Origin of the sequence: Archangium violaceum (assembly GCF_016887565.1) — a bacterium.
In the GTDB taxonomy this organism is placed as follows: Bacteria; Myxococcota; Myxococcia; order Myxococcales; family Myxococcaceae; genus Archangium; species Archangium violaceum_B.
This window is the reverse complement of sequence record NZ_CP069396.1, coordinates 8250287-8269027: the sequence shown is the minus strand read 5'-3', so window position 1 is coordinate 8269027 and position 18741 is coordinate 8250287. Positions and strand designations below refer to the sequence as shown.

The 18741-nt window shown below is 68.2% G+C and carries 13 protein-coding genes and 1 other RNA gene; 4 read left to right on the top strand and 10 right to left on the bottom strand.

The window, feature by feature from the left end; translation table 11 throughout:
- Positions 1 to 47: 47 nt before the first annotated feature.
- From JRI60_RS32880 to JRI60_RS32870, 3 genes are read right to left on the bottom strand one after another with little or no spacing between them, the layout of a single operon-like run.
- Positions 48 to 1106 carry an ABC transporter permease gene (locus tag JRI60_RS32880; protein ID WP_204219882.1) on the bottom strand — a complete coding sequence of 353 codons (1059 nt, stop codon included), beginning with the start codon at positions 1104 to 1106 and terminating at the stop codon, positions 48 to 50.
- A complete protein-coding gene (locus tag JRI60_RS32875; RefSeq protein ID WP_204219881.1) occupies positions 1087 to 2574 on the bottom strand; it encodes a sugar ABC transporter ATP-binding protein in 1488 nt (495 codons plus the stop codon). The genes JRI60_RS32880 and JRI60_RS32875 overlap by 20 nt, the downstream gene beginning before the upstream one ends.
- Positions 2571 to 3773 carry an ROK family transcriptional regulator gene (locus JRI60_RS32870; RefSeq protein WP_204219880.1) on the bottom strand — a complete coding sequence of 401 codons (1203 nt, stop codon included), beginning with the start codon at positions 3771 to 3773 and terminating at the stop codon, positions 2571 to 2573. Before JRI60_RS32870 ends, JRI60_RS32875 begins: the two co-directional genes overlap by 4 nt.
- A 334-nt stretch (positions 3774 to 4107) precedes the next feature.
- Here JRI60_RS32870 and JRI60_RS32865 point away from each other — a divergent pair, with 334 nt between their 5' ends.
- Complete coding sequence (locus JRI60_RS32865; protein WP_239469844.1) at positions 4108 to 9666, top strand: AAA family ATPase; 5559 nt, start codon at positions 4108 to 4110, stop codon at positions 9664 to 9666.
- Here JRI60_RS32865 and tyrS read toward each other — a convergent pair.
- The 4 genes from tyrS to ssrS all read right to left on the bottom strand — a co-directional run bounded on the left by tyrS (position 9653) and on the right by ssrS (position 12605).
- Positions 9653 to 10915 carry a tyrosine--tRNA ligase gene (tyrS, locus tag JRI60_RS32860; RefSeq protein WP_204219878.1) on the bottom strand — a complete coding sequence of 421 codons (1263 nt, stop codon included), beginning with the start codon at positions 10913 to 10915 and terminating at the stop codon, positions 9653 to 9655. The genes JRI60_RS32865 and tyrS overlap by 14 nt on opposite strands.
- 53 nt (positions 10916 to 10968) lie before the next feature.
- Positions 10969 to 11760 carry a TIGR00282 family metallophosphoesterase gene (locus tag JRI60_RS32855; protein WP_204219877.1) on the bottom strand — a complete coding sequence of 264 codons (792 nt, stop codon included), beginning with the start codon at positions 11758 to 11760 and terminating at the stop codon, positions 10969 to 10971.
- The gene (locus tag JRI60_RS32850) at positions 11757 to 12383 is read right to left on the bottom strand and encodes a 5-formyltetrahydrofolate cyclo-ligase (protein WP_204219876.1); all 627 of its coding nucleotides are present in this window, start codon (positions 12381 to 12383) and stop codon (positions 11757 to 11759) included. The genes JRI60_RS32855 and JRI60_RS32850 overlap by 4 nt, the downstream gene beginning before the upstream one ends.
- A 30-nt stretch (positions 12384 to 12413) precedes the next feature.
- Positions 12414 to 12605: non-coding RNA, 6S RNA (gene ssrS / locus JRI60_RS32845), on the bottom strand.
- A gap of 160 nt (positions 12606 to 12765) precedes the next feature.
- Here ssrS and JRI60_RS32840 point away from each other — a divergent pair.
- From JRI60_RS32840 to JRI60_RS32830, 3 genes are all read left to right on the top strand, one after another.
- Entirely contained in the window at positions 12766 to 13704 is a 939-nt protein-coding gene (locus JRI60_RS32840; RefSeq protein ID WP_204219875.1) for a tetratricopeptide repeat protein, read from the top strand.
- 4 nt (positions 13705 to 13708) lie between these two features.
- On the top strand, positions 13709 to 14650 hold the full coding sequence (locus JRI60_RS32835) for a serine/threonine-protein kinase (RefSeq protein WP_239469843.1): 942 nt from the start codon (positions 13709 to 13711) through the stop codon (positions 14648 to 14650).
- Between the two features lie 214 nt (positions 14651 to 14864).
- Positions 14865 to 15032, top strand: coding sequence for a hypothetical protein (locus tag JRI60_RS32830; protein WP_204219873.1), 168 nt, complete (start codon positions 14865 to 14867; stop codon positions 15030 to 15032).
- Between the two features lie 170 nt (positions 15033 to 15202).
- Here JRI60_RS32830 and JRI60_RS32825 read toward each other — a convergent pair whose 3' ends face one another.
- The 3 genes from JRI60_RS32825 to JRI60_RS32815 all read right to left on the bottom strand — a co-directional run bounded on the left by JRI60_RS32825 (position 15203) and on the right by JRI60_RS32815 (position 18720).
- Positions 15203 to 16351, bottom strand: coding sequence for a cysteine desulfurase family protein (locus JRI60_RS32825; RefSeq protein ID WP_204219872.1), 1149 nt, complete (start codon positions 16349 to 16351; stop codon positions 15203 to 15205).
- Complete coding sequence (locus tag JRI60_RS32820; protein ID WP_204219871.1) at positions 16348 to 17478, bottom strand: DHH family phosphoesterase; 1131 nt, start codon at positions 17476 to 17478, stop codon at positions 16348 to 16350. The genes JRI60_RS32825 and JRI60_RS32820 overlap by 4 nt, the downstream gene beginning before the upstream one ends.
- A gap of 405 nt (positions 17479 to 17883) precedes the next feature.
- Positions 17884 to 18720: a Fic family protein gene (locus JRI60_RS32815; RefSeq protein WP_204219870.1), complete on the bottom strand. Its 837-nt coding sequence runs from the start codon at positions 18718 to 18720 to the stop codon at positions 17884 to 17886.
- Positions 18721 to 18741: the final 21 nt, after the last annotated feature.

Here is an 18741-nt window from a genome sequence, read left to right as displayed (position 1 = left end):
CAGCGGCCCGCTGCCGGAGGACTACGACGAGACATCTGTCACGACGCTCATTTGCGTCGGCGTTGCATGAACGCCACGCCAATGATCACGAAGCCCTGCACCGCCGAGTTGAGATACACGCTGATGATGCTGGTGAGGTTCAGGATGTTGCTGATGACGGAGAGCAGCACGGCGCCGACGACCGTGCCGGTGATGGTGCCGGAGCCGCCCTTGAGCGCGGTGCCGCCGACGATCACCGCCGCGATCGCCTCCAGTTCCCACAGCAGTCCCGTGGTGGGCGAGGCCGACCCGAGGCGCGGCACGTACAGGACCGTGGCGATTCCCACGCAGATGCCGAGCAGCATGTAGGTGAGCACCTTGATGCGATTGACGTCCACGGCCGCGTAGCGCGCCACCTGTTCGTTGGAGCCAATGGCCTGCACATACCGGCCGTACGCGGTGCGGTTCAGGATCAACCCGCCCACGAGCGCGACGGCGAGGAACACCCAGACCGGAATCGGGATGCCCAGGAGGTTGGCGTAGTAGACCGGGCTGTAGGCGTCGGACAGTTCCATGTCCAACGTGAGGGCGCCGCCATCCGCGAAGTACGTGAGATAGGCACGGAAGATGCCCAGGGTGCCGAGTGTCACGATGAAGGGCTCGATACCGCCCCGGGTGATCAGCAGCCCGTGCGCCAGCCCGAACAGCGCGCCGAGCAGCAGCGCGATGCCAATGCCGAGGGCGATGACGGACGTGGGCGAGCCGAGCGACGGCGCCAGCCGGTTCATCACGAGGATCATCGCACCGGCGATCAGCGCCGCCATCGAGCCCACCGAGAGGTCGATGCCTCCCGAGATGATGACGAAGCACATGCCCACCGCGATGATGCCGATGAAGGCGGTGCGCGTGAGCACGTTCATCACGTTGTCGAGCGTGGCGAAGTCACCGTTCAGCACGGTGCCGGCGATGCACAACACGATGAGCCCGAGGAGCGGTCCGAGGCCGTGCAGCAGAGCACGCGCCCGGCCTCCGGCACGGCTGCCGGGCTCCACCGGGCGCGGTGTCCCGCCCGCGGCGGCCGGCGTGGCCGCGCCCTGCTTCACGGCGTCAGTGGGTTCCGGTGGCATGGGCGATGAGTTCCTCTTCGGTCAGTTGGCTGGCATCGAGCGTGGCTTGCAGCTGGCCGCCGCGCATCACCGCGACGCGGTGGCACAGCCCGATCAGCTCCATCAGCTCGGATGAGATGACGATGACGGCGCGTCCCTCGCGGGCCAGCGCCTCGATCAGGAAATAGATGTCGCGTCTGGCCCCCACATCGACGCCGCGCGTGGGCTCATCGAGCACCACCACCTTCGGGTCGGGGTGCAGCACCTTGGCGAGCGCGAGCTTCTGCTGGTTGCCACCGGACAGCGCCGAGGCCGGGTTGTCCAGCGTGCCGGTGCGGATGCCGAAGCGCTTCACGGCCTCCTCGAGCGCCCGCCGCTCGGCCTCGGGTTTCAGCCACGGGGTGGCGTAGCGCGAGAGCGCCATCAACGTCAGGTTCTCGCGCAGGCCGAAGTGCACGTGCAGGCCCTTGCCCTTGCGATCCTCGCTCAGGTACGTGAGCCCCTGGTTGGCGGCATCGCGTGGGTTGCGCCAGCGCACGGGACGGCCGTCGAGCTCGACGCGCTCCACCGAGCGGGGCCGCAAGCCCAGCAGGCCCTCGAACAGCTCGGTGCGGCCGGCACCGACCAGCCCCGCGAACCCAAGAATCTCCCCGGGGCGCACCTCGAAGCTCACGCCCCGCGCCCAGCCCGGCACCGTCAGGCCCTGGACGCGCAGCAGCGGCGGGGCGGCGGCCGGTGGTGGCGCCTTGGGAGGGTAGAGGTCCGACAGCTCCCGGCCGACCATCAGGTTGGCCATCTGGTGGCGCGTCACGTCGCGCGTCGCCGCCCGGGTGACGAAACGGCCATCGCGCATCACCACCACCTCGTCGGTGATGCGCTCCACCTCGTCCAGCTTGTGCGAGATGTAGAGCAGCGTGACGCCGTCGGCCTTGAGCTGCGCGATGAGCGCGAACAGGCGCTCGGTCTCTCCGGGCGTCAGCGTGGCCGTGGGCTCGTCCATGATCAGCAGCCGCGCCTTGCGGGCGAGCGCCTTGGCGATCTCCACCAGTTGCTTCTCCGCCACGATCAGCTGGCGCACCGGCGTCTCGGGGCTGAGTTGCAGGCCCACCTGCCGCAGGACGCGCTCGGACTCCCGGTTCATCGCCGCGTCGTCCAGCAGCCAGCCGCGCTTCTTCTCGTGACCGAGGAAGATGTTCTGCGCGATCGTCAGGTCCTCGGCGAGGTTGAACTCCTGGTGGATGAGGACGATGCCTTCCGCCTCCGCCGCGCGCGAGCCATTGAAATGGACCGGACGGCCGTTGACGAGCAGCTCGCCCCCGGTGGCCCGCTCGTAACCGGAGAGGATCTTCATCAGCGTGGACTTGCCCGCGCCGTTCTCGCCCAGCAGGCCCACCACGCGTCCCGGCTGCAGCGCGAAGCTGACGCCATGCAGCACCTGCACCGGGCCGAACGCCTTCACGATGTCGCGGAACTCGATGGCGACGCTCATCGCTCGGCTCCTTTCATCCGCAGGGTCTCCTGCATGGCCAGCACCGCGGCACCGATGAGCCCCGACTGCTCGCCGAGCGGTGTGACCTGGATCTCCAGCTGGCGTGTCGAGAGCGCCAGCGAGCGGTGGTAGATGCTCTGCCGCAGCGACGCGAGGAACAGCGGACCGATGCGCATCATCGAGCCGCCGAAGAAGACGTGCGACGGGTTGAAGAAGTTCACGACCGACGCGAGCATCTGTCCGATCAGGCTGCCAGCACGCTGCACGATGGCGTTGGCCGCCGCGTCACCGGCGCGGCTGGCCCGGGCCACGTCCTCGGGGAGGATGGTGCCGGTGGTCGCCAGCGTCTCCGCGAGCAGCGCGCTCTCTCCGGCTTCCACCGCCGCTCGCGCCATGCGGGCGATCGCCGGCCCCGCCGCCATTGCCTCCACGCAGCCCAGGTTGCCGCAGTGACAGCGCGGTCCGGCCGGGTCCACGCAGATATGGCCGACGTCTCCCGCCGACCCGGTGGCGCCCCGGTACACCTGGCCGTTGCAGACGATGCCGCAGCCGATGCCGGTGCCCACCTTGATCACCAGGAAGTTGCGCAGCGTGCGCTGCATGCCCCACAGCTCGCCGAGCGCCATGATGTTGACGTCGTTGTCCACGAACACCGGCGCGGCGAAGTCCGCCTTCATGTCGTCGCGGATCGAGAAGCTGTCCCACTCGGGCATCAGTGGCGGGTTGACGAGCTGACCGGTCTCGAAGTTGACGGGCCCCGGCACGCCGAGGCCGATACCGATGACGTCGCGCGGCGTGACACCGGCCTGCTTCAGCAGTTGCTGCATCAGTGTCCGCACGCGCGACAGGACGAGCTCGGGCCCCTTGCGCACGTCCGCCGATTCCACATGCCGCGCCATCACCTGCAGGTCCGGCGTCAGCACTCCGACGCGCAGGCCGGTGGCACCGAGATCCGCCGCCAGCAGTACGCCCAGCCCGCGATGCAGCCGCAGCTTCTCGGCCCGCCGGCCGCCCGACGATGCCAGCAAGCCGGCTTCTTCCAGTAGCCCCCGCTCCAGCAGGTGGGCCACGGCCGCGTTGGTGCGGGTCTTCGAGAAGGAGGAACGGAGGGAGAGCGCGTCGCGCGACAGGCCGCCGGACCAGAACACCGTGTCCAGCAGCGCGAGCTCACCTGGGGTCAGACCGTTCCAGCGGTTCAATGTCCGTCTCCGCCGTTGTTGTCGCTTCAGCCTTCCGAAAAAGCCCGAAGACAACGCTATCCAACCGAACTTTCGCCGGGCAAGAGCAATCTTCGATCCGAAACGGGTCTAAGATGTCGATCGGGGAGCATGGGTCCCAGGTATCTCCGCCCTGGAAACCAGGCCCCCCAGACGGGCGATAGGGTGGGGTTTCCTGGGTGTTCGGGTCCACGAGGGCCTACATTTTCCAGGGGTGTTCTGCCTTGATGGGGGAACATTCATCGAGAGGGGTGGCGTGATTTCAGGGGAGTCTTCCGAGATTCATCGTTGTCGGCGCTTCGTACTTCGCAGGCAGGTGACCGATAGCGGGACGGTCGTGGTCAAGACCCTCTCCGGGAAGATTCCGGTGCCGCGGTGGGCCCGGCTGATGCACGACGAGTATGCGGTCCTGCGCAGGCTCGACGTGCCTGGGGTCGAACGACCGATCGCACTCGAGGGGCCCGAGGATGCGCCGACGCTCGTCCTCGAGGACGCCGGTTCCGAGGACCTCGAGCAGCGGCTGGCCGAGGGGCCGCTCCCGCTCGAGAGCTTCTTCGACATCTCGCTTCAGCTCGCCGATGTGTGCGCTCGCATTCACGAGAAGGGAGTCGTCCACCGGGCGATCTCTCCCTCCCATGTGGTGCTCGGGGCCGGCGGGAAGGTGAGCCTGGTTCACTTCGTCGACGCGGCCGAGCTCGCGAGCGTCGCCCGGGCGCTCGAGCCCGAGCAGATCTCCGCCCTGGCCTGGGCGTCACCGGAACAGACGGGACGGATGAACTGGCTCGTCGATTGGCGCGCGGACCTCTACTCCCTGGGCGCCACGTTCTACGCGATGCTCATCGGAGCGCCTCCCTTCCGCTCCTCGGATCCGCTCGAGCTCGTGCATGCGCACGTGGCGAAGATGCCGGTGCCCGCGTCGGTCGCCAATCCGCGTGTCCCCCAGGTGCTCTCCGAGATCGTCCAGAAGCTCCTCACCAAGATGCCGGAGCGGCGCTACCAGAGCGCCGAGGCCCTGGGCGCCGATCTCCGCGAGGCGCGCAGGCAATGGTTCGCCTCCGGCTCCATCGAGCCCTTCGAGCTGGGCCGACTCGATCTGGCTCGGGAGCTGCCGCTGCCGGAGCGGCTGTATGGACGCGACCAGGAGCTCGCCGTGCTGCGAGATGCCCTCATCCGCGTCGCGGCGAACAGGACCGAGCTCGTGCTCGTGTCGGGTGATGCCGGCTCCGGCAAGACGGCCCTCGTCGGGGCCGTGCGCGACGCGGTCCTCATGGCCGAGGGCCGGTTCGTCTCGGGCAAGTTCGATCTGCGCGCGGCGAACATGCCATATGCGTCCGTGGTGGAGGCGCTCCGGGCCCTCGCGCTCACGATCCTCTCCGAGCCCATGGCGCGCCGGGAGGAGGTGTCCCGGCGGCTGCGGGAGGCGGTACAGGCCAATGGCCGCGTGTTGATCGATTTGATTCCGGAGCTTCGGGACGTGCTCGGTGAGCTGCCCGAGGTTTCCGGACTCGGTCCCGTGGAGGCGGAGAACCGCTTCCACCTCACGCTCCAGGCCTTCGTCCGGGTGGTGGCCGCGGACCGGCCGCTCGTGTTCTTCCTCGATGATTTGCAATGGACTGACGCGGCGTCGCTCCGCATCTTGCGCGCGCTGGCCACGGATCCGGAGAGCCGACACGTCCTCCTGCTCGGAGCGTTCCGGACGCGGGAGGTCGGTCCCAAGCACTCCCTGGTCCGGACCCTCGAGGAGATCCGGGGCTCGGGCACGGCCATCCTGCGGTTGGAGGTGGGTCCCCTGGAGACCGGGGCGCTCGTCGCGCTGCTCTCCGATGTCCTCCGCTGTGAGCCGGAACGGGCGAGGCCGCTCGTGGAGCTCGTCCAGGGGAAGACGGCGGGCAATCCCTTCTTCGTCCGGCAGTTGCTGCGCTCGCTTCAGCGCGGCGGGCTGCTCGTCTTCGACGAGGGGCGGGGGACGTGGCTGTGGGATCTGCGTCAAATCGAGCGGGTGGAGATCACCGAGAACGTGGTCGAGCTGATGGCGGCGTCCATCCGCAGGCTGTCGGAGGAGGCGCAGCAACTGCTGCAGCTCGCGGCGTGCATCGGCAAGCGGGTGGAGCTCCATCCGCTCGCGCTCGCCTGGGGCAGGTCCGTGGATGAGATGGCCTCGCGGTTGGGCGAGGTGCTGAGGGAAGGGCTGCTCGTGCCCGAGGATGAGCGCACGCCGCGCAAGGAAGTGGCCTTCCGGTTCATCCACGATCGCGTCCAGCAGGCCGCCTACTCGCTGCTGTCCGAGGAGCGGCGCAAGCTGCTCCACCTGCGGATCGGCCGCCGCTTCCTGGAGTTCTTCCGCGAGGAGGGGTTGGACGAGAAGCTGTTCGATGTCGTGGATCAGCTCAACCTCGGAGGCGAGTTGCTCACGGGGGTCCGGGAGCGGGAGGAGCTCGCTCGATTGAACTACCGGGCCGGGGTCAGGGCGCGGCGCTCCGCGGCCTACGGGCCGGCACTCGCGTATTTCCGGAGTGGCCTCGCCCTGCTGCCCGGAGACGCGAAGCCCGTCCACGACGAGCTCGCGTTCCTTCTCCATCGGGACGCGGCCGAGTGTGCCTCGCTGACGGGCGAACACGGCCTGTGCCACTCGCTGGTGGAGGAGGGACTCCGCCATGTCGGCTCGATGGCGGAGGCCGCGGACCTTCACGCCCTGCGGATCTCGAGCGCGACGGTGACGGGTGAATACGAAACGGCGCTCCGGTGGGGATGGGAGGCGTTGCGCTCCTTCTTCGGGACCGAGCGGCCGAAGCAGGGCTCCGACGAGGAGGTCGCCGCGCAGCGGGAGGCCATCGGGGGGCTCCTCGCGGGGCGCTCACCCGAGAGCTTCATCGACCAACCCCTCATGACCCGGCCCGATGCGCGGGTCTACATGAAGATCGTCTCCGCCATGCTGTTCCCCGCATGGTTCGTCGACCGCGAGCTCCTCATGCTCCTGACGGCCCGAGGGGTCCGCTTCACGTTGGAGCACGGGCACTGCAACGACTCGATCATGCCGTATGCCGTCTATGCGCAGTTGCTGCTGGGCATGGGTGAGCTTCGGGCCGCCGAGGGCTTCAGCCGCCTCTCCGTGGAGCTCGCACGGAAGTTCGAGGATCGCCTGCAGGAGGTTCGCGCCTTCCAGCTGTACAACAACTTCGTGCGAGCGTGGCTGGCTCCGCTCTCCACCTGTGTGACGGGAGCCCATCAGATCTTCGAGATGGGGCTGCAGTTCGGAGAGATCCAGAACGCCGTCTACGGCCGCACGATGATCGTCATCTACTCGTTCACCGGGGGGATGGAGCTCGACGGGATTCTGGTCGCGCTGGATGACGGTCTGGGGTTCTGCCGGCAGGTCAGGAGCGAGGGCGCGGTCCTGAATCATCTGGCCTACCGGCAGGCCATCCGCTGCCTGAAGGGGCTCACGCGGGATCTCCACCGGTTCGACGACGATGAGTTCAGCGAGCCGGCGTTCCTCGCGGCCGCGCTGAACGAGCCGACGACGCGGTGCATGTACGACATCCTGCGGCTCCAGAGCTCGTTCCTCTTCCGGGACCTGTCCGAGGCGAGCGCGCGGGCCGAGTCGGCGGCCCGGTTCCTGGACTTCCTGGGGGGTTACATTCCCTCGGCCGAGCATGCGTTCTACTTGGCGCTGAACCTCCTGGCGCTCTGTGACGGGGCCACGCCCGGGGAGCGGGCCGCGCGGCTCGAGCGTGTGGCCGCCTCGCGCGAGAAGCTGAGACGGTGGGAGGAGGGGTGTGCGGAGAACTTCCGCCACAAGCGCCTGCTCGTGGACGCGGAGATCGCCCGGGTCCAGGGCCAGTTCCTCGAGGCCACCGGGTTGTACGACCAAGCCATCGAGGCGGCGACGAAGGCCCGCTTCCTCCAGGATGCGGCGCTGGCCAACGAGCTCTGCGGGCGGCTCTATCATGGGCATGGCCGGACTCGCGTCGCCCACCTGTACCTGTGTGCTGCCCAGAAGGGCTGGGCCCGGTGGGGAGCCCTGGCCAAGGCGCGGGCGCTCGATGACGAGTTCGACCTCAGCGGGGGTTCCGTGGGGCCTGGCGCCGTGGAGGAGCGCGCTCCCGGGACGGCGCTCGATGCCCTCAGCCTGCTCAAGACGGCCGAGACCATCTCGGGGGAAATCGAGCTCGAGCGTCTGCTGGGAAAGCTGATGGAGGTGTGCATCCAGGCGGCGGGCGCCGAGCGGGGCGTGCTCGTGGTCGAGGAGGAAGACGGACCGTTCGTCCGGGCGGTCGGAGGCGCCACGCTTCCGGTCTCCACCGAGAGGGCGCCGCTCGCCGCGTCGGACGAGCTTCCCCGGGAGGTCATCGAGTACGTGCGCAGGACGCGGCAGGTGCTCGTGCTCGAGGATGCCTCCCGGGATCAGCGGTTCGCTTCCGAGCCCTATCTCGCGGAGAGCAACGTGATGTCCGTCCTGGTGCTTCCCATCCAGCGCCAGGAGACCCTGCTCGGCACGTTCTTCTTCGAGAACGATCTGACGCCGCGCGCCTTCACCCGGGAGCGCGTCCGGGTGCTGGAGCTCCTGTCCGCGCAGATCGCCATCGCCCTCGAGAACAGCCTCCTGTTCGAGAAGTTCAAGGTGGAGGTGGAGGAGCGGAGGCGGGCGGAGAGGGCCGTGCGCTTCCTGGCCGACGTGAGCGCGCTGCTCGCCGAGTCGCTCGATTACCCGACGACCCTCCGCAACCTGGCGCGCTTCATCGCGCCGGCGTTCGCCGACTGGTGCGTCGTCGACGTGGTGGGGGAGGGCGGACGGCTCCATCGACTGGCCGGGGTGCACATCGATCCCATGAAGGAGAAGAGCCTCCGCGAGCTCGAGGAGCGCTATCCGCTCGAAAGGGGCTCGACTCAGCCGGCGGCCCGCGTCCTGGCCTCGAGCAGGCCGCTCCTGCTGGCGGAGCTGTCGGATGAGGTGCTGCGGGCCCACTGTCTCGATGCCGAACACTTCCGGCTCATCCGCGAGCTCGGGGCCCGGAGCCTCATCGCCGTGCCGCTCGTGGCTCGCGGCAGGACGATGGGGGCGATCACCGTCGGCTCCGCGGATCCAAGGCGCTCCTTCGGGCCGTCGGAGCTGGCGCTCGCCGAGGAGCTGGCCCGCCGGGCCGCCATCGCCATCGACAACGCCCACCTGTATCAGGAGGCCCAGGAGGGAATCCGCGTCCGCGAGGAGTTCCTCTGCGTCGCGGCGCACGAGCTGAAGACGCCCATCACCTCCATGAACATCGGCCTTCAATCGGTGGTCCGCAAACGCGAGCGCCCCTCCGAGGAGCGGCTGCTCCGGGTCCTCCAGTCGACGGACAGGCAGGTGCAGCGGCTCTCGCGCCTGGTCGATGACGTGCTCGACGTCTCACGGCTCCACGCCGGGCGGCTCGAGCTCCATCTCGAGCGGGTGGACCTGCCGGCGGTCGTGGCCGACGTCGTGGAGCGTTTTGGCGAGAGCATCGCTCAATCCGGGTCGCGGGTGGACGTCCGGGCCGAAGCGCTCGTCGAGGGGCTGTGGGACAGGAGCAGGTTGGATCAGGTGGTCGCCAACCTGCTCGGCAACGCCCTCAAGTTCGGCGAGGGCAGGCCCATCGAGATCTCCGTCGCTCGCAAGGACGGCATGGCCGAGCTCTCGGTGGTGGACCACGGCATCGGTATCGCCCCCGATCGCCTTCCCCACATCTTCGAGCGGTTCGAGCGCGCGGTGCCGACCCGTCACTATGGCGGGTTCGGGCTGGGCCTCTACATCGTGAGGAGCATCACGGAAGCGCTCGGTGGCACGGTGCGCGTGGAGAGCACACCGGGCCAGGGCTCGAGGTTCACCGTGATGCTTCCCCGGCTCACGCCAGCTTGATGCGCGCGGTCTTGTGCTTGCCCACCTGGACCAGGTACTCGCCCGCGTCCAGTTCGTGCTTGGGGTCCGTGGCCTTCTCGCCGTTCACCCGCACGCCGCCCTGGCCCATCAGCTTGCGCGCCTCCGTGACGGAGGCCACCAGCTTCGCCTCCGCCAGCGCCTTGGCCAGCGGGAGCTTGGGGGCGCCTCCCATCGACACCTCCACCAGCGGCTGGTCCTCGGCGACGATCTTCTTCTGGGAGTAGCGCTCCTCCCAGGCCTGCATCGCCTTCTGGGCCGACTCCGCGTCATGGAAGCGCGCGGCGATCTCCTGGGCGAAGCCCGACTTCGCCGCCTTCGGGTGCAGCTCCCCGCGCAGCACCTTCTCCTTCAGCTCGGCCAGCTCCTTGAGCGTCCGCGACGACAGCAGCTCGTAGTAGCGCCACATCAGGTCGTCCGTGATGCTCATCAGCTTGCCGTAGATCTGCTCCGGCGACTCGCTGATGCCCACGTAGTTGTCCAGGCTCTTGGACATCTTGTCGCCGGTGATCTTCCCGTCGACCAGCTTCGCGTCCAGACCCTCGAGGATGGGCCCGGTCATGATGACCTGCGGCTCCATGCCCTCTTCCTTCATGAGCTGCCGGCCCACCAGCAGGTTGAAGAGCTGATCCGTCGCGCCCAGCTCCACGTCCGCCTTCAGCGCCACCGAGTCGTAGCCCTGCAGCAGCGGGTAGAGGAACTCGTGGATGGAGATGGAGCGGTTCTCCCGGAAGCGCTTCTTGAAGTCATCGCGCTCCAGCATGCGCTGCACCGAGTAGCGCGCCGCCAGGCGGATCATCCCCTCCGTGCCCAGCTTGTCCAACCACTCGGAGTTGAAGCGCACCTGCGTCTTCGCCGCGTCCAGCACCTTGAAGACCTGGTCCTGGTACGTCTTCGCGTTGACCTTCACCTCGTCGCGGGTGAGGGCGGGGCGCGTGGTGTTCTTCCCCGAGGGGTCGCCGATCAGCGCGGTGAAGTCACCGATGAGGAACACCACCTGGTGCCCGAAGTCCTGGAAGCGCCGCATGCGCGTGAGCAGCAGCGAGTGGCCCAGGTGCAGGTCCGGGCGGCTCGGATCGAAACCGGCCTTGATGACGAGCGGCTTGCCCGTCTCATACGAGCGCTCGAGCTTCTTCTTCAGATCCTCGGGCACCTGGAGGTCCACGGTGCCGCGGGTCACTTCCTCGAACTGCTCCTGGGGGGTCGCCTTGCGCAAAGCGTTTTCGGACATGGCGCAGCGCACCCTATCCGAAAACGTTGCCAGAGAGGCCCGGAAACGCGGCTTTACGTGCCCGGCAGGTGCTCGCGGACGCGCTCGATGCTCCGCGCCTTGCCCGTCTTGTCATCCAGGTCGATGACCACGCCCTGCAGGTACACCAGGTTCTTGGCCACCTCGTAGGGGGTGTGGCGCAGGGTGATGAAGCGCTCGATGGAGAGCTCCTTCTTCACGCCGATGACGGAGTCCAGCGGGCCACACATGCCCACGTCGGTGATGAAGGCCGTGCCACCCGGGAGGATGCGCTCGTCGGCCGTCTGCACGTGCGTGTGGGTGCCCACCACGGCGGACACCTTGCCGTCCAGGTGCGCGCCCATGGCGTTCTTCTCGCTGGTGGCCTCGCAGTGCATGTCCACCAGGATGCAGGGCGTCTGCTTGCGCAGCTCGGCCACCAGCTCCAGCGCCACCGTGAACGGGTTGTCCAGCGGCTTCATGAAGACGCGGCCCTCGAGGTTGAGCACCCCGAGCTTGCGCCCGTCCGGCGTCTGGATGACGGTGTGCCCCTTGCCCGGCGCGCCCTTGGGATAGTTGGCCGGGCGCAACAGCAGGTTGGGGTTGTCCTCCACCCAGGGGAGGATCTGCTTCTTGGTCCAGAAATGGTTGCCGCTCGTCAGGAGGTTGACCTCACTGCCGAGCAGCGCCTCGGCCGACTCGGGGGAGATGCCGGCGCCGCCTTCGCTGTTCTCCGCGTTGGCGACGACCAGATCCACCGAGTGGCGCGCGATGAGCTTGGGCAGAAGGGTACGCACGGCCAGGAGCCCTGGCCGGCCCACCACATCACCCATGAAGAGTACTTTCACGTGTCGACGAAGTCCCAGTCGCGGTACAGCCCGCGCAGTGTCTCCGACTCGGTGACGACGAGGTCCATGTCCACGTCCTCACTGGTTGTCGGCATGGTGTCGACGACCTGATCTCCGAAGGCCAGTCCCACCCGGCGGCTGCGCGCCGAGGCCGCCCGGAGCGTGGCGTCGTAATACCCGCCGCCACGTCCCAGCCGCTTGCCATCTCGTGTGAAGCCCAGTCCGGGCACCACGAACAGATCGATCTGGTCCACCGGGATGAGCTCGGCGGAGTTGGTGGGCTCGCGTACTCCGAGCCTGCCAGGCTCCAGCTCCGCTTCGGACTTGATGGCCCGGAAGGACAGGATGCGTCCATGGACGTGGGACAGCGGGTAGCAGACGATCTTCTCGTCCTGCAGCGCCGCGATCAGGATGTCCCGCGTGGGCACCTCACCCCGAATGGGGGCGTAGAGGGCCACCGTCCTCGCCTTTTGGTAATAGGGCGTTGCCAGGAATCGGGCCTGAACCTTCAACCCGCGCTCGTCGATGATGTCCGGCGTCATCGCCTTGCGCCGCGCCGTCAACTCCTCGCGCAGCGACACCTTCCGAGCAGCCCCCTCTTGCGCCACCGTCTCGCTCGCCACCTGCCCCGCTCCCCGCCAAGAGTAAGAAAAAAGTCCCCCGCCGTATGGCCGTGTGCCTAGCGTCCATTGAACCCTAAAAAGCCAGGTGGGGTTCGAAGTCGTGGACCCGTAGGCTTCCCTCATCCCGCGAGGGGAGGGCTTGCACATGGGACTCGAAACGGACCCCGTGATGGACGTATCGGTTCGAATTTCTGCTGGGCATCACGCGCCCCGCAGGGGACAGCCCTTCAACAAACCTTTCGTTACGGCAAATCCTTGAAACTCCTGGGGAAACCCCAGGAGTTGCTGAGGGAATGATAAGAACGTGGGGCGGATGGGTCAAGCCATCGGTGTGCGTTTACAACTCAGCCGGGCGACTCCTATGATGGAGGCGCTCCCACCCATGGCGTCCGTGTTCAGAACAATCGGCCTCGCGGTCCTCGTCGCCGTGGCCCCTGGTGCCGCGTGGGCGGAGGGCCGCCCCTCGGGCAGCTACCAGGCGGACCTCTGGGGCCGGGTGGAGCTGAGCCTGGTGCGCGAGCGGTTGGTCGCCTACACGGCCGGGGAGGGTGGGGCCTGTGGCTTCGAGCCCCGGCGGCCGGTGTTGGAGGGCGAGTTCCAGGGCAACGTGCTGGTGGGAGAGCTCACCCTGTGCCTGACGGGGAACGCGTGCCCCGCGGTGGACCGGTTGCCCGTGCTCGCCTTCTACGCCCCGTCGGATGGGACGCTGACGGCCTACGTGCGGCCGCGCCAGGGGTGTCAGGCGCCGGAGCTGGGTCCGGGGGGCCTGTTGGTGTTGCAGCCGGCCCTGGCGGAGGAGGCGGAGGCGCCCGCCGTGGGCGTGGTGCGCGAGGGGGGCTCGTCCCTGGCGCGCCTGCGCACGGAGAAGCGCGACCCCGTGGCCGCCAAGGAGTCGCTGGAGAAGGGCACCCGGCTGCTGGGGGCCAAGGACTGGAGCGGCTCGGCGACCGAGTTCGAGCGAAGCATCACCCAGGACGACCGCAACTGGGTGGCCTTCTTCGGGCTGGGCACCGCCCAACTGATGCGCGGTCAGGCGCGTGATGCCGTGGAGGCCCTGGACAGGGCCCGCGTCCTCAACACGCGCGAGCCGAGCATCCACTACCACCTGGCCTGCGCCCACAGCCGGCTCGGTGACAAGCGGAAGGCCATGGACTCCTTGAGGCAGGCGGTGAAGCTGGGCTTCGCCATCCCCGAGGGCTCGTTCCAGGATGTCGAGCTGGATCGGTTCCTGGGCTCGGAGCCCGAGTACCTGGGTCTCACCAACCAGGCCATCCAGAACTACAAGTCGCCCGCCGGACGGCGGCCACACACGGGACCCTGAGCGCGTGAGCACTTCTCCCACGCCGCGGATTCCCCGCATCCTCGGCCCCTACGAAATCCTGTCACAGCTCGGCAAGGGCGGAATGGCCGAGGTCTTCCGGGCGCGCGTTCGCGCCGGTCCCCGTCAGGGCTGGACCGTCGCCGTCAAGCGGCTGCTGCCCGCCCTCACCAAGGATCCCGCCTCCGTCTCCCTCTTCGCCGCCGAGGCCCGCCTCACCAAGCAGCTGGATCATCCCAACATCGTCCAGGTGCTCGACGTGGGGCTGGTGGAGGGCCAGTACTTCATCGTCATGGAGCTGGTGGATGGCCGGGACCTCGGGCACATCCTCCGCCGCTGCAAGCACCGCGGCATCTACCTGCCCCTGGATTTCGCCGTCTACCTGGGCCGCGTGCTGCTCCAGGCCCTGAGCTACGCCCACTCCGCTACGGGCCCCGGCGGCGAGCCCCTGGGCATCGTCCACTGCGACATCTCGCCCTCGAACCTGTTCATCTCCCGGCTGGGCGACATCAAGCTGGGTGACTTCGGCGTGGCCCGCCTGCGCGTGGATGGGGTGCTCCAGGGCGGCGAGGTGCTCGGCAAGCCCTACTATCTGTCTCCCGAGGCCCTGCAGGGCGCCATCGATCCGTCGGTGGACCTGTGGGCCGCCACCGTCGTGCTGTACGAGCTGCTGACGCTGCAGCGGCCCTTCACGGGTTCCACTCCGGAAGAGGTCTTCACGAAGATCGTCTACCGGGATTACCTGCCGCCGAGCCTCATCCGCCCGGAGATCCCCGAAGCCCTGGACGAGATCATCCACAAGGGCTTCGCGGTGAATCCCGAGGACCGGTTCCCCTCGGCCGAGGCCTTCGCCGAGGCCCTGGCGCCCCACTACGACGAGCGCGTGGGCACCCCGTTGGCCATCGCCGCCGTGGTCCGTGGGCTCTTCGGGATCAGCGACTCGACGTGAGGACCTCCTCTCCCTCTCCCTCCGGGAGAGGGTCGGGGTGAGGGTCGCTCGGACCCCGGGTTGGATCCGTGTCCGCTCCCTCTCCCCCTGGGAGAGGGCTGGGGTGAGGGTCAGCGCTCTCCAGCCTGTCTCCCCGTGGGATGCCTGTTGCCCGCCGCGTGCCGATCTTTCCCTGTACGACGGTGCGCGCCCATCGCGCGAGGGAGGATTCGAGATGGCCACGGAGCAGGAGAAGAAGCCGCAGGAGACCCGCGAGGCCGACACGGAGCGCAAGGACGAGCGCAGGCAGACGACCCCCAAGGAGTCCCATGAGGGCATCCCGGGCTATGGTCAGGCTCCCGAGGATGTCCGCGAGAAGAAGCTCCCTGAGCAGAAGTGGTGAGTTCGGGAGGTATTGGGGCGGAGTGGATGCACGGGGAGGGGAGACCCTCACCCCAGCCCTCTCCCAGAGGGAGAGGGGGCATACACGGGTTCAACCTGGGATGCTCGATACCCTCACCCTGTCCCTCTCCCGGAGGGAGAGGGGGGTTGCTCGCGGGTTGCTCTCGCGGGCTACTCCAGGTTCAGGGCTCGGGCCCTCGGTACATGCGTGGTGAGGGCCTCCACCACCCGTGTCACCTCCGCCTCCGTCGTCGTCGGCCCCAAGGAGAAGCGCAGTGAGCCGTGCGCCTGCGTCGGCGTGAGTCCCATCGCCAGCAGTACGTGCGAGGGCGTCAGCGTCCCCGATGCACACGCCGCTCCCGAGGACGCGCAGATACCTTCCAGATCCAGCGCGATCAGCAGTGCCTCTCCGTCCGCCCCGTGGAAGCACAGGTTGCTCGTGTTCGGCACTCGCGGCGCTCCCTCCCCGCTCACCGTCACGTCCGGGATGCGCGTGCGTACCTCCCGCTCGAAGGTGTCCCTCAGCTTCTCCACCCTCGCCGCGTGCGCCGGCTGCTCCTCGTTCGCCAGTTCCAACGCCAGCGCCAGCGCCTCCGCGTAGGGCACGTTCTGTGTCCCCCCTCGCAGTCCCGCTTCCTGGTGCCCCGGTGTCAGCGCCTGCATCTCCACGCCCTTGCGCACCACCAGCACCCCCGCTCCTGGCGGGCCTCCGAACTTGTGCGCCGACAGCGCCAGCAGATCCGCGTCCACCTCGCGCAGGTTCGTCGGCAGCTTTCCCACCGCCTGCACCGCATCCGTGTGGAACAGGATTCCCCTCTGCCGGCACGCCCTCGACAGCTCCGCCACCGGCTGCACCACGCCCGTCTCGTTGTTCGCCCACATCAACGAGCACAGCAGCGTCTCCGGCGTCAGCGCCTCCATCATCGCTTCCAGTGGCACCCGGCCGTCATGTCCCGGCCGCACCCGCACCACCTCCGCGCCCAGGGCCTCCAGCTGCTTCACCGCCGCCAGCACCGAGGGATGCTCGATGGCCGAGGTCACCACGCGCCGTCTCCGGGTTTCCTTCCGCGCCAGCCAGGTGCCCTTCAGCGCCAGCGCGTCCGCCTCCGAGCCCGAGCCGGTGAAGCACACCTCCTTCGGCTCACAGCCCAGCACTCGCGCCACCCGGGCCCGCGCCGCGTCCAGTCGCCCCCGGGCCTCGCGCCCACCCCGGTGCACGCTGGAGGCGTTGCCCCAGCCTCCCTCGGAGAAGGTCCGCGCCAGCAACGTGGCCACCTCCGGCCGCACCGGCGCGGCCGCGTTGTGGTCCCAGTAGATCACGGCGAGGGCGCGGACAGCAGCGCCACCGGCCGCTCCTCCGCGACTCCAAAGGCCTCGAGGAAGCGGCGCACCAGCTCCCGCTTGATCGCCTTGCGCTGGGTCGCTCGCCCCGACAGCGGAATCCTCGCGCCCGCCATGCTGCCGTGGCCTCCCGCCGAGCCGCCGTAGTCCTCGCAGATCTCCCGGATCAGCCGGCCCGCGTTCATCCGCCGATCCTTCACCCTCAACGAGAGGAAGAGCTGGTTGTGGTACGTCGCGTACGCCAGCGACCACTTCATCCCGTCCAGGAACATCAGCCGCTCGGCCACCTCGGCCACCATGTCCGGCGAGTAGACCTCTTCCAGGTCCGTCACGATCGCCGTGTCCCCGTACACCTTCGCCCGCTCGAAAGCCGTGTGGTACAGCTGGAAATACCGCGCCGGCAGCTCCGGGTGCTCGATCTGGCTCAGCAGCTGCTTGTCCATCCTCGGGAACAGCCACAGGTACGTGTCGATGTCCGTCTGGGTCGTCTCGCGTCCCAGATCCCGCGTGTCCGCCTTCACCCCGTAGAAGAGCGCCGTGGCCACCTCCACCGACGGCTCCAACCGCGCGGCGCGCAGGTACTCCGCCAGCATCGTCGAGGTGGCTCCGAAGTCACCGCCCACGTCCGCGAAGGGCGCCTCGAGGCTCTCGTTGCGCAGCGGGTGGTGGTCGATGACGATGTCCACCTCGCTCCGCAGCCGCGGCGGAATGGCGTGGTTGCCCGTGGGCGGCTGCGTGTCCACCAGCGCCAGCAGGTCGTACTCGTCCAGGTCCAGCTGGGCGATGGGCACCACGGGCAGGCGCAGCACCTTCACGAAGGCGAGGTTCTCCGCCCGTCCGATGATGCCGCCGTAGCCCACCCGGGCCTCCTCCACGTCCGCCCGCTCCTTCAAGAGTTGCGTCAGCGCCACCGCCGCGGCGAGGGAGTCCGGATCCGGATTGTCGTGGGTGAGCACGAGGGCCTTCTTGTGCCCCTTGGCCACCCGGAGCAGCCGTTCCAACTTGGCACGGGCCGGCAGGCTCGCGATGCGTGGTGGCGGGGGCTCCGTGCCCTCTACGCCCCCCGGCGTCGATCTGCGGCTGTTGGCTGTCGGTGTAGCAGGCATGGGTGCGGTGTTTACTTCCTCCGGCTCAGCGATTCGAGAAGCCTGATGACTTCTGGATAACGCTCGAGGAAAGGTGTCTCCAGGATTCCAATGGTGTTGACGAAGCGTGGATCCTTCACGAGGCGGCGAAAAGGCGTGAGCCCGAGTGCTCCCTTGTCCACCTCCGAGGAAATCGTATCCGGCGGCGAACAAATGGCGGATGCCCAGGCGGCTCGCATCGCCCACCCGGGAAGGACCTCCGCCAGATGTTCGAAGTGCCAGCCCAGGCAGTGGCCATGGCCCGCCGTCACCTCCAGGCACGGACGTGACTGGAAGCGCGGCGTGCGCTCGTGCACCTCGTCCAGCGCCCGGGCGATGAGCTCCAGCCCTCGACGCTCGTCCAGGTGTCCACTCGGGTGGGGGAGCCTAGTTGATGGCCTTGTACCGGCGACCCAGGTCCTTGAAGTACTTCACACCGTTGTCCAGCGAGTTCTCGATCGCGTCCATCAGCAGCGCGCGGAACAGCCCCTCGGCGCCCCGCAGGGACTCGTAGTACCGCTGACGATCGATCGAGTGGATGATCGCCGGCATGTAGCCGTTGCGCAGCAGCACGAGGTTCGTGAGCATCCGACCGACCTTCCCGCTGTTCTCCGTGAAGGGGAAGATCTGCATGAACTTGTGCTGCGCCACCGCCGCCTGCTTGATGGGGTGGAACTCGCGGAACTCGGCGCTGCCCGTGTAGTCCACCAGCTTCTCCAGCAGCGGCTGGATCTTCGCCGGCTGGGCGATCTCGTGGAAGTAGGTGCGGTGCAGGGGCATGTCCTTGCGGTAGCCGCTGCGATCGCGCTCCTTGGCCAGCTCCTTCTCCGTCCGCTCCCGCCGCTCGATGTTGGCGCGCGTCGCCTGGGCCTCCGGCGTGTTGCCACACAGCAGATCGTGGATGCGCTTGATGGTCGTCAGCGTGATCTGCGTCTGCTTCTTGCCGTTGGCGGCGGCGTCCTCGCGCAGGTAGTCACACGCGGCCTTGTGGTTGCGGATCTCCAGCACCACGGGGATCATCGCCGGGTCCATGCTGGCCCGTTCCGGGAACAGCGCCGACACCAGCTCCGCCTGCGTGTACACGGTCCCTTCGAGCGCCGCGTCGTGGTAGATCCACGACATCTCGAACTTCTCGAGGAAGTCGCGACCCTTCTCCTTGAAGATGCCAAGGTAGTCGCGCAGCGCTTCGTTCTTCTCGTCGATCTCTTGGTAGCGTTCCTTCACGGACGTGACGCTCCTTCACAC

Bases quoted from the DNA above. Each gene is read 5' to 3' on its own strand.
- JRI60_RS32880 (WP_204219882.1), bottom strand. From the start codon at position 1,106: ATGCCACCGGAACCCACTGACGCCGTGAAGCAGGGCGCGGCCACGCCG.
- JRI60_RS32875 (WP_204219881.1), bottom strand. From the start codon at position 2,574: ATGAGCGTCGCCATCGAGTTCCGCGACATCGTGAAGGCGTTCGGCCCG.
- tyrS (WP_204219878.1), bottom strand. From the start codon at position 10,915: ATGTCCGAAAACGCTTTGCGCAAGGCGACCCCCCAGGAGCAGTTCGAG.
- JRI60_RS32840 (WP_204219875.1), top strand. From the start codon at position 12,766: ATGGCGTCCGTGTTCAGAACAATCGGCCTCGCGGTCCTCGTCGCCGTG.
- JRI60_RS32830 (WP_204219873.1), top strand. From the start codon at position 14,865: ATGGCCACGGAGCAGGAGAAGAAGCCGCAGGAGACCCGCGAGGCCGAC.
- JRI60_RS32820 (WP_204219871.1), bottom strand. From the start codon at position 17,478: ATGCCTGCTACACCGACAGCCAACAGCCGCAGATCGACGCCGGGGGGC.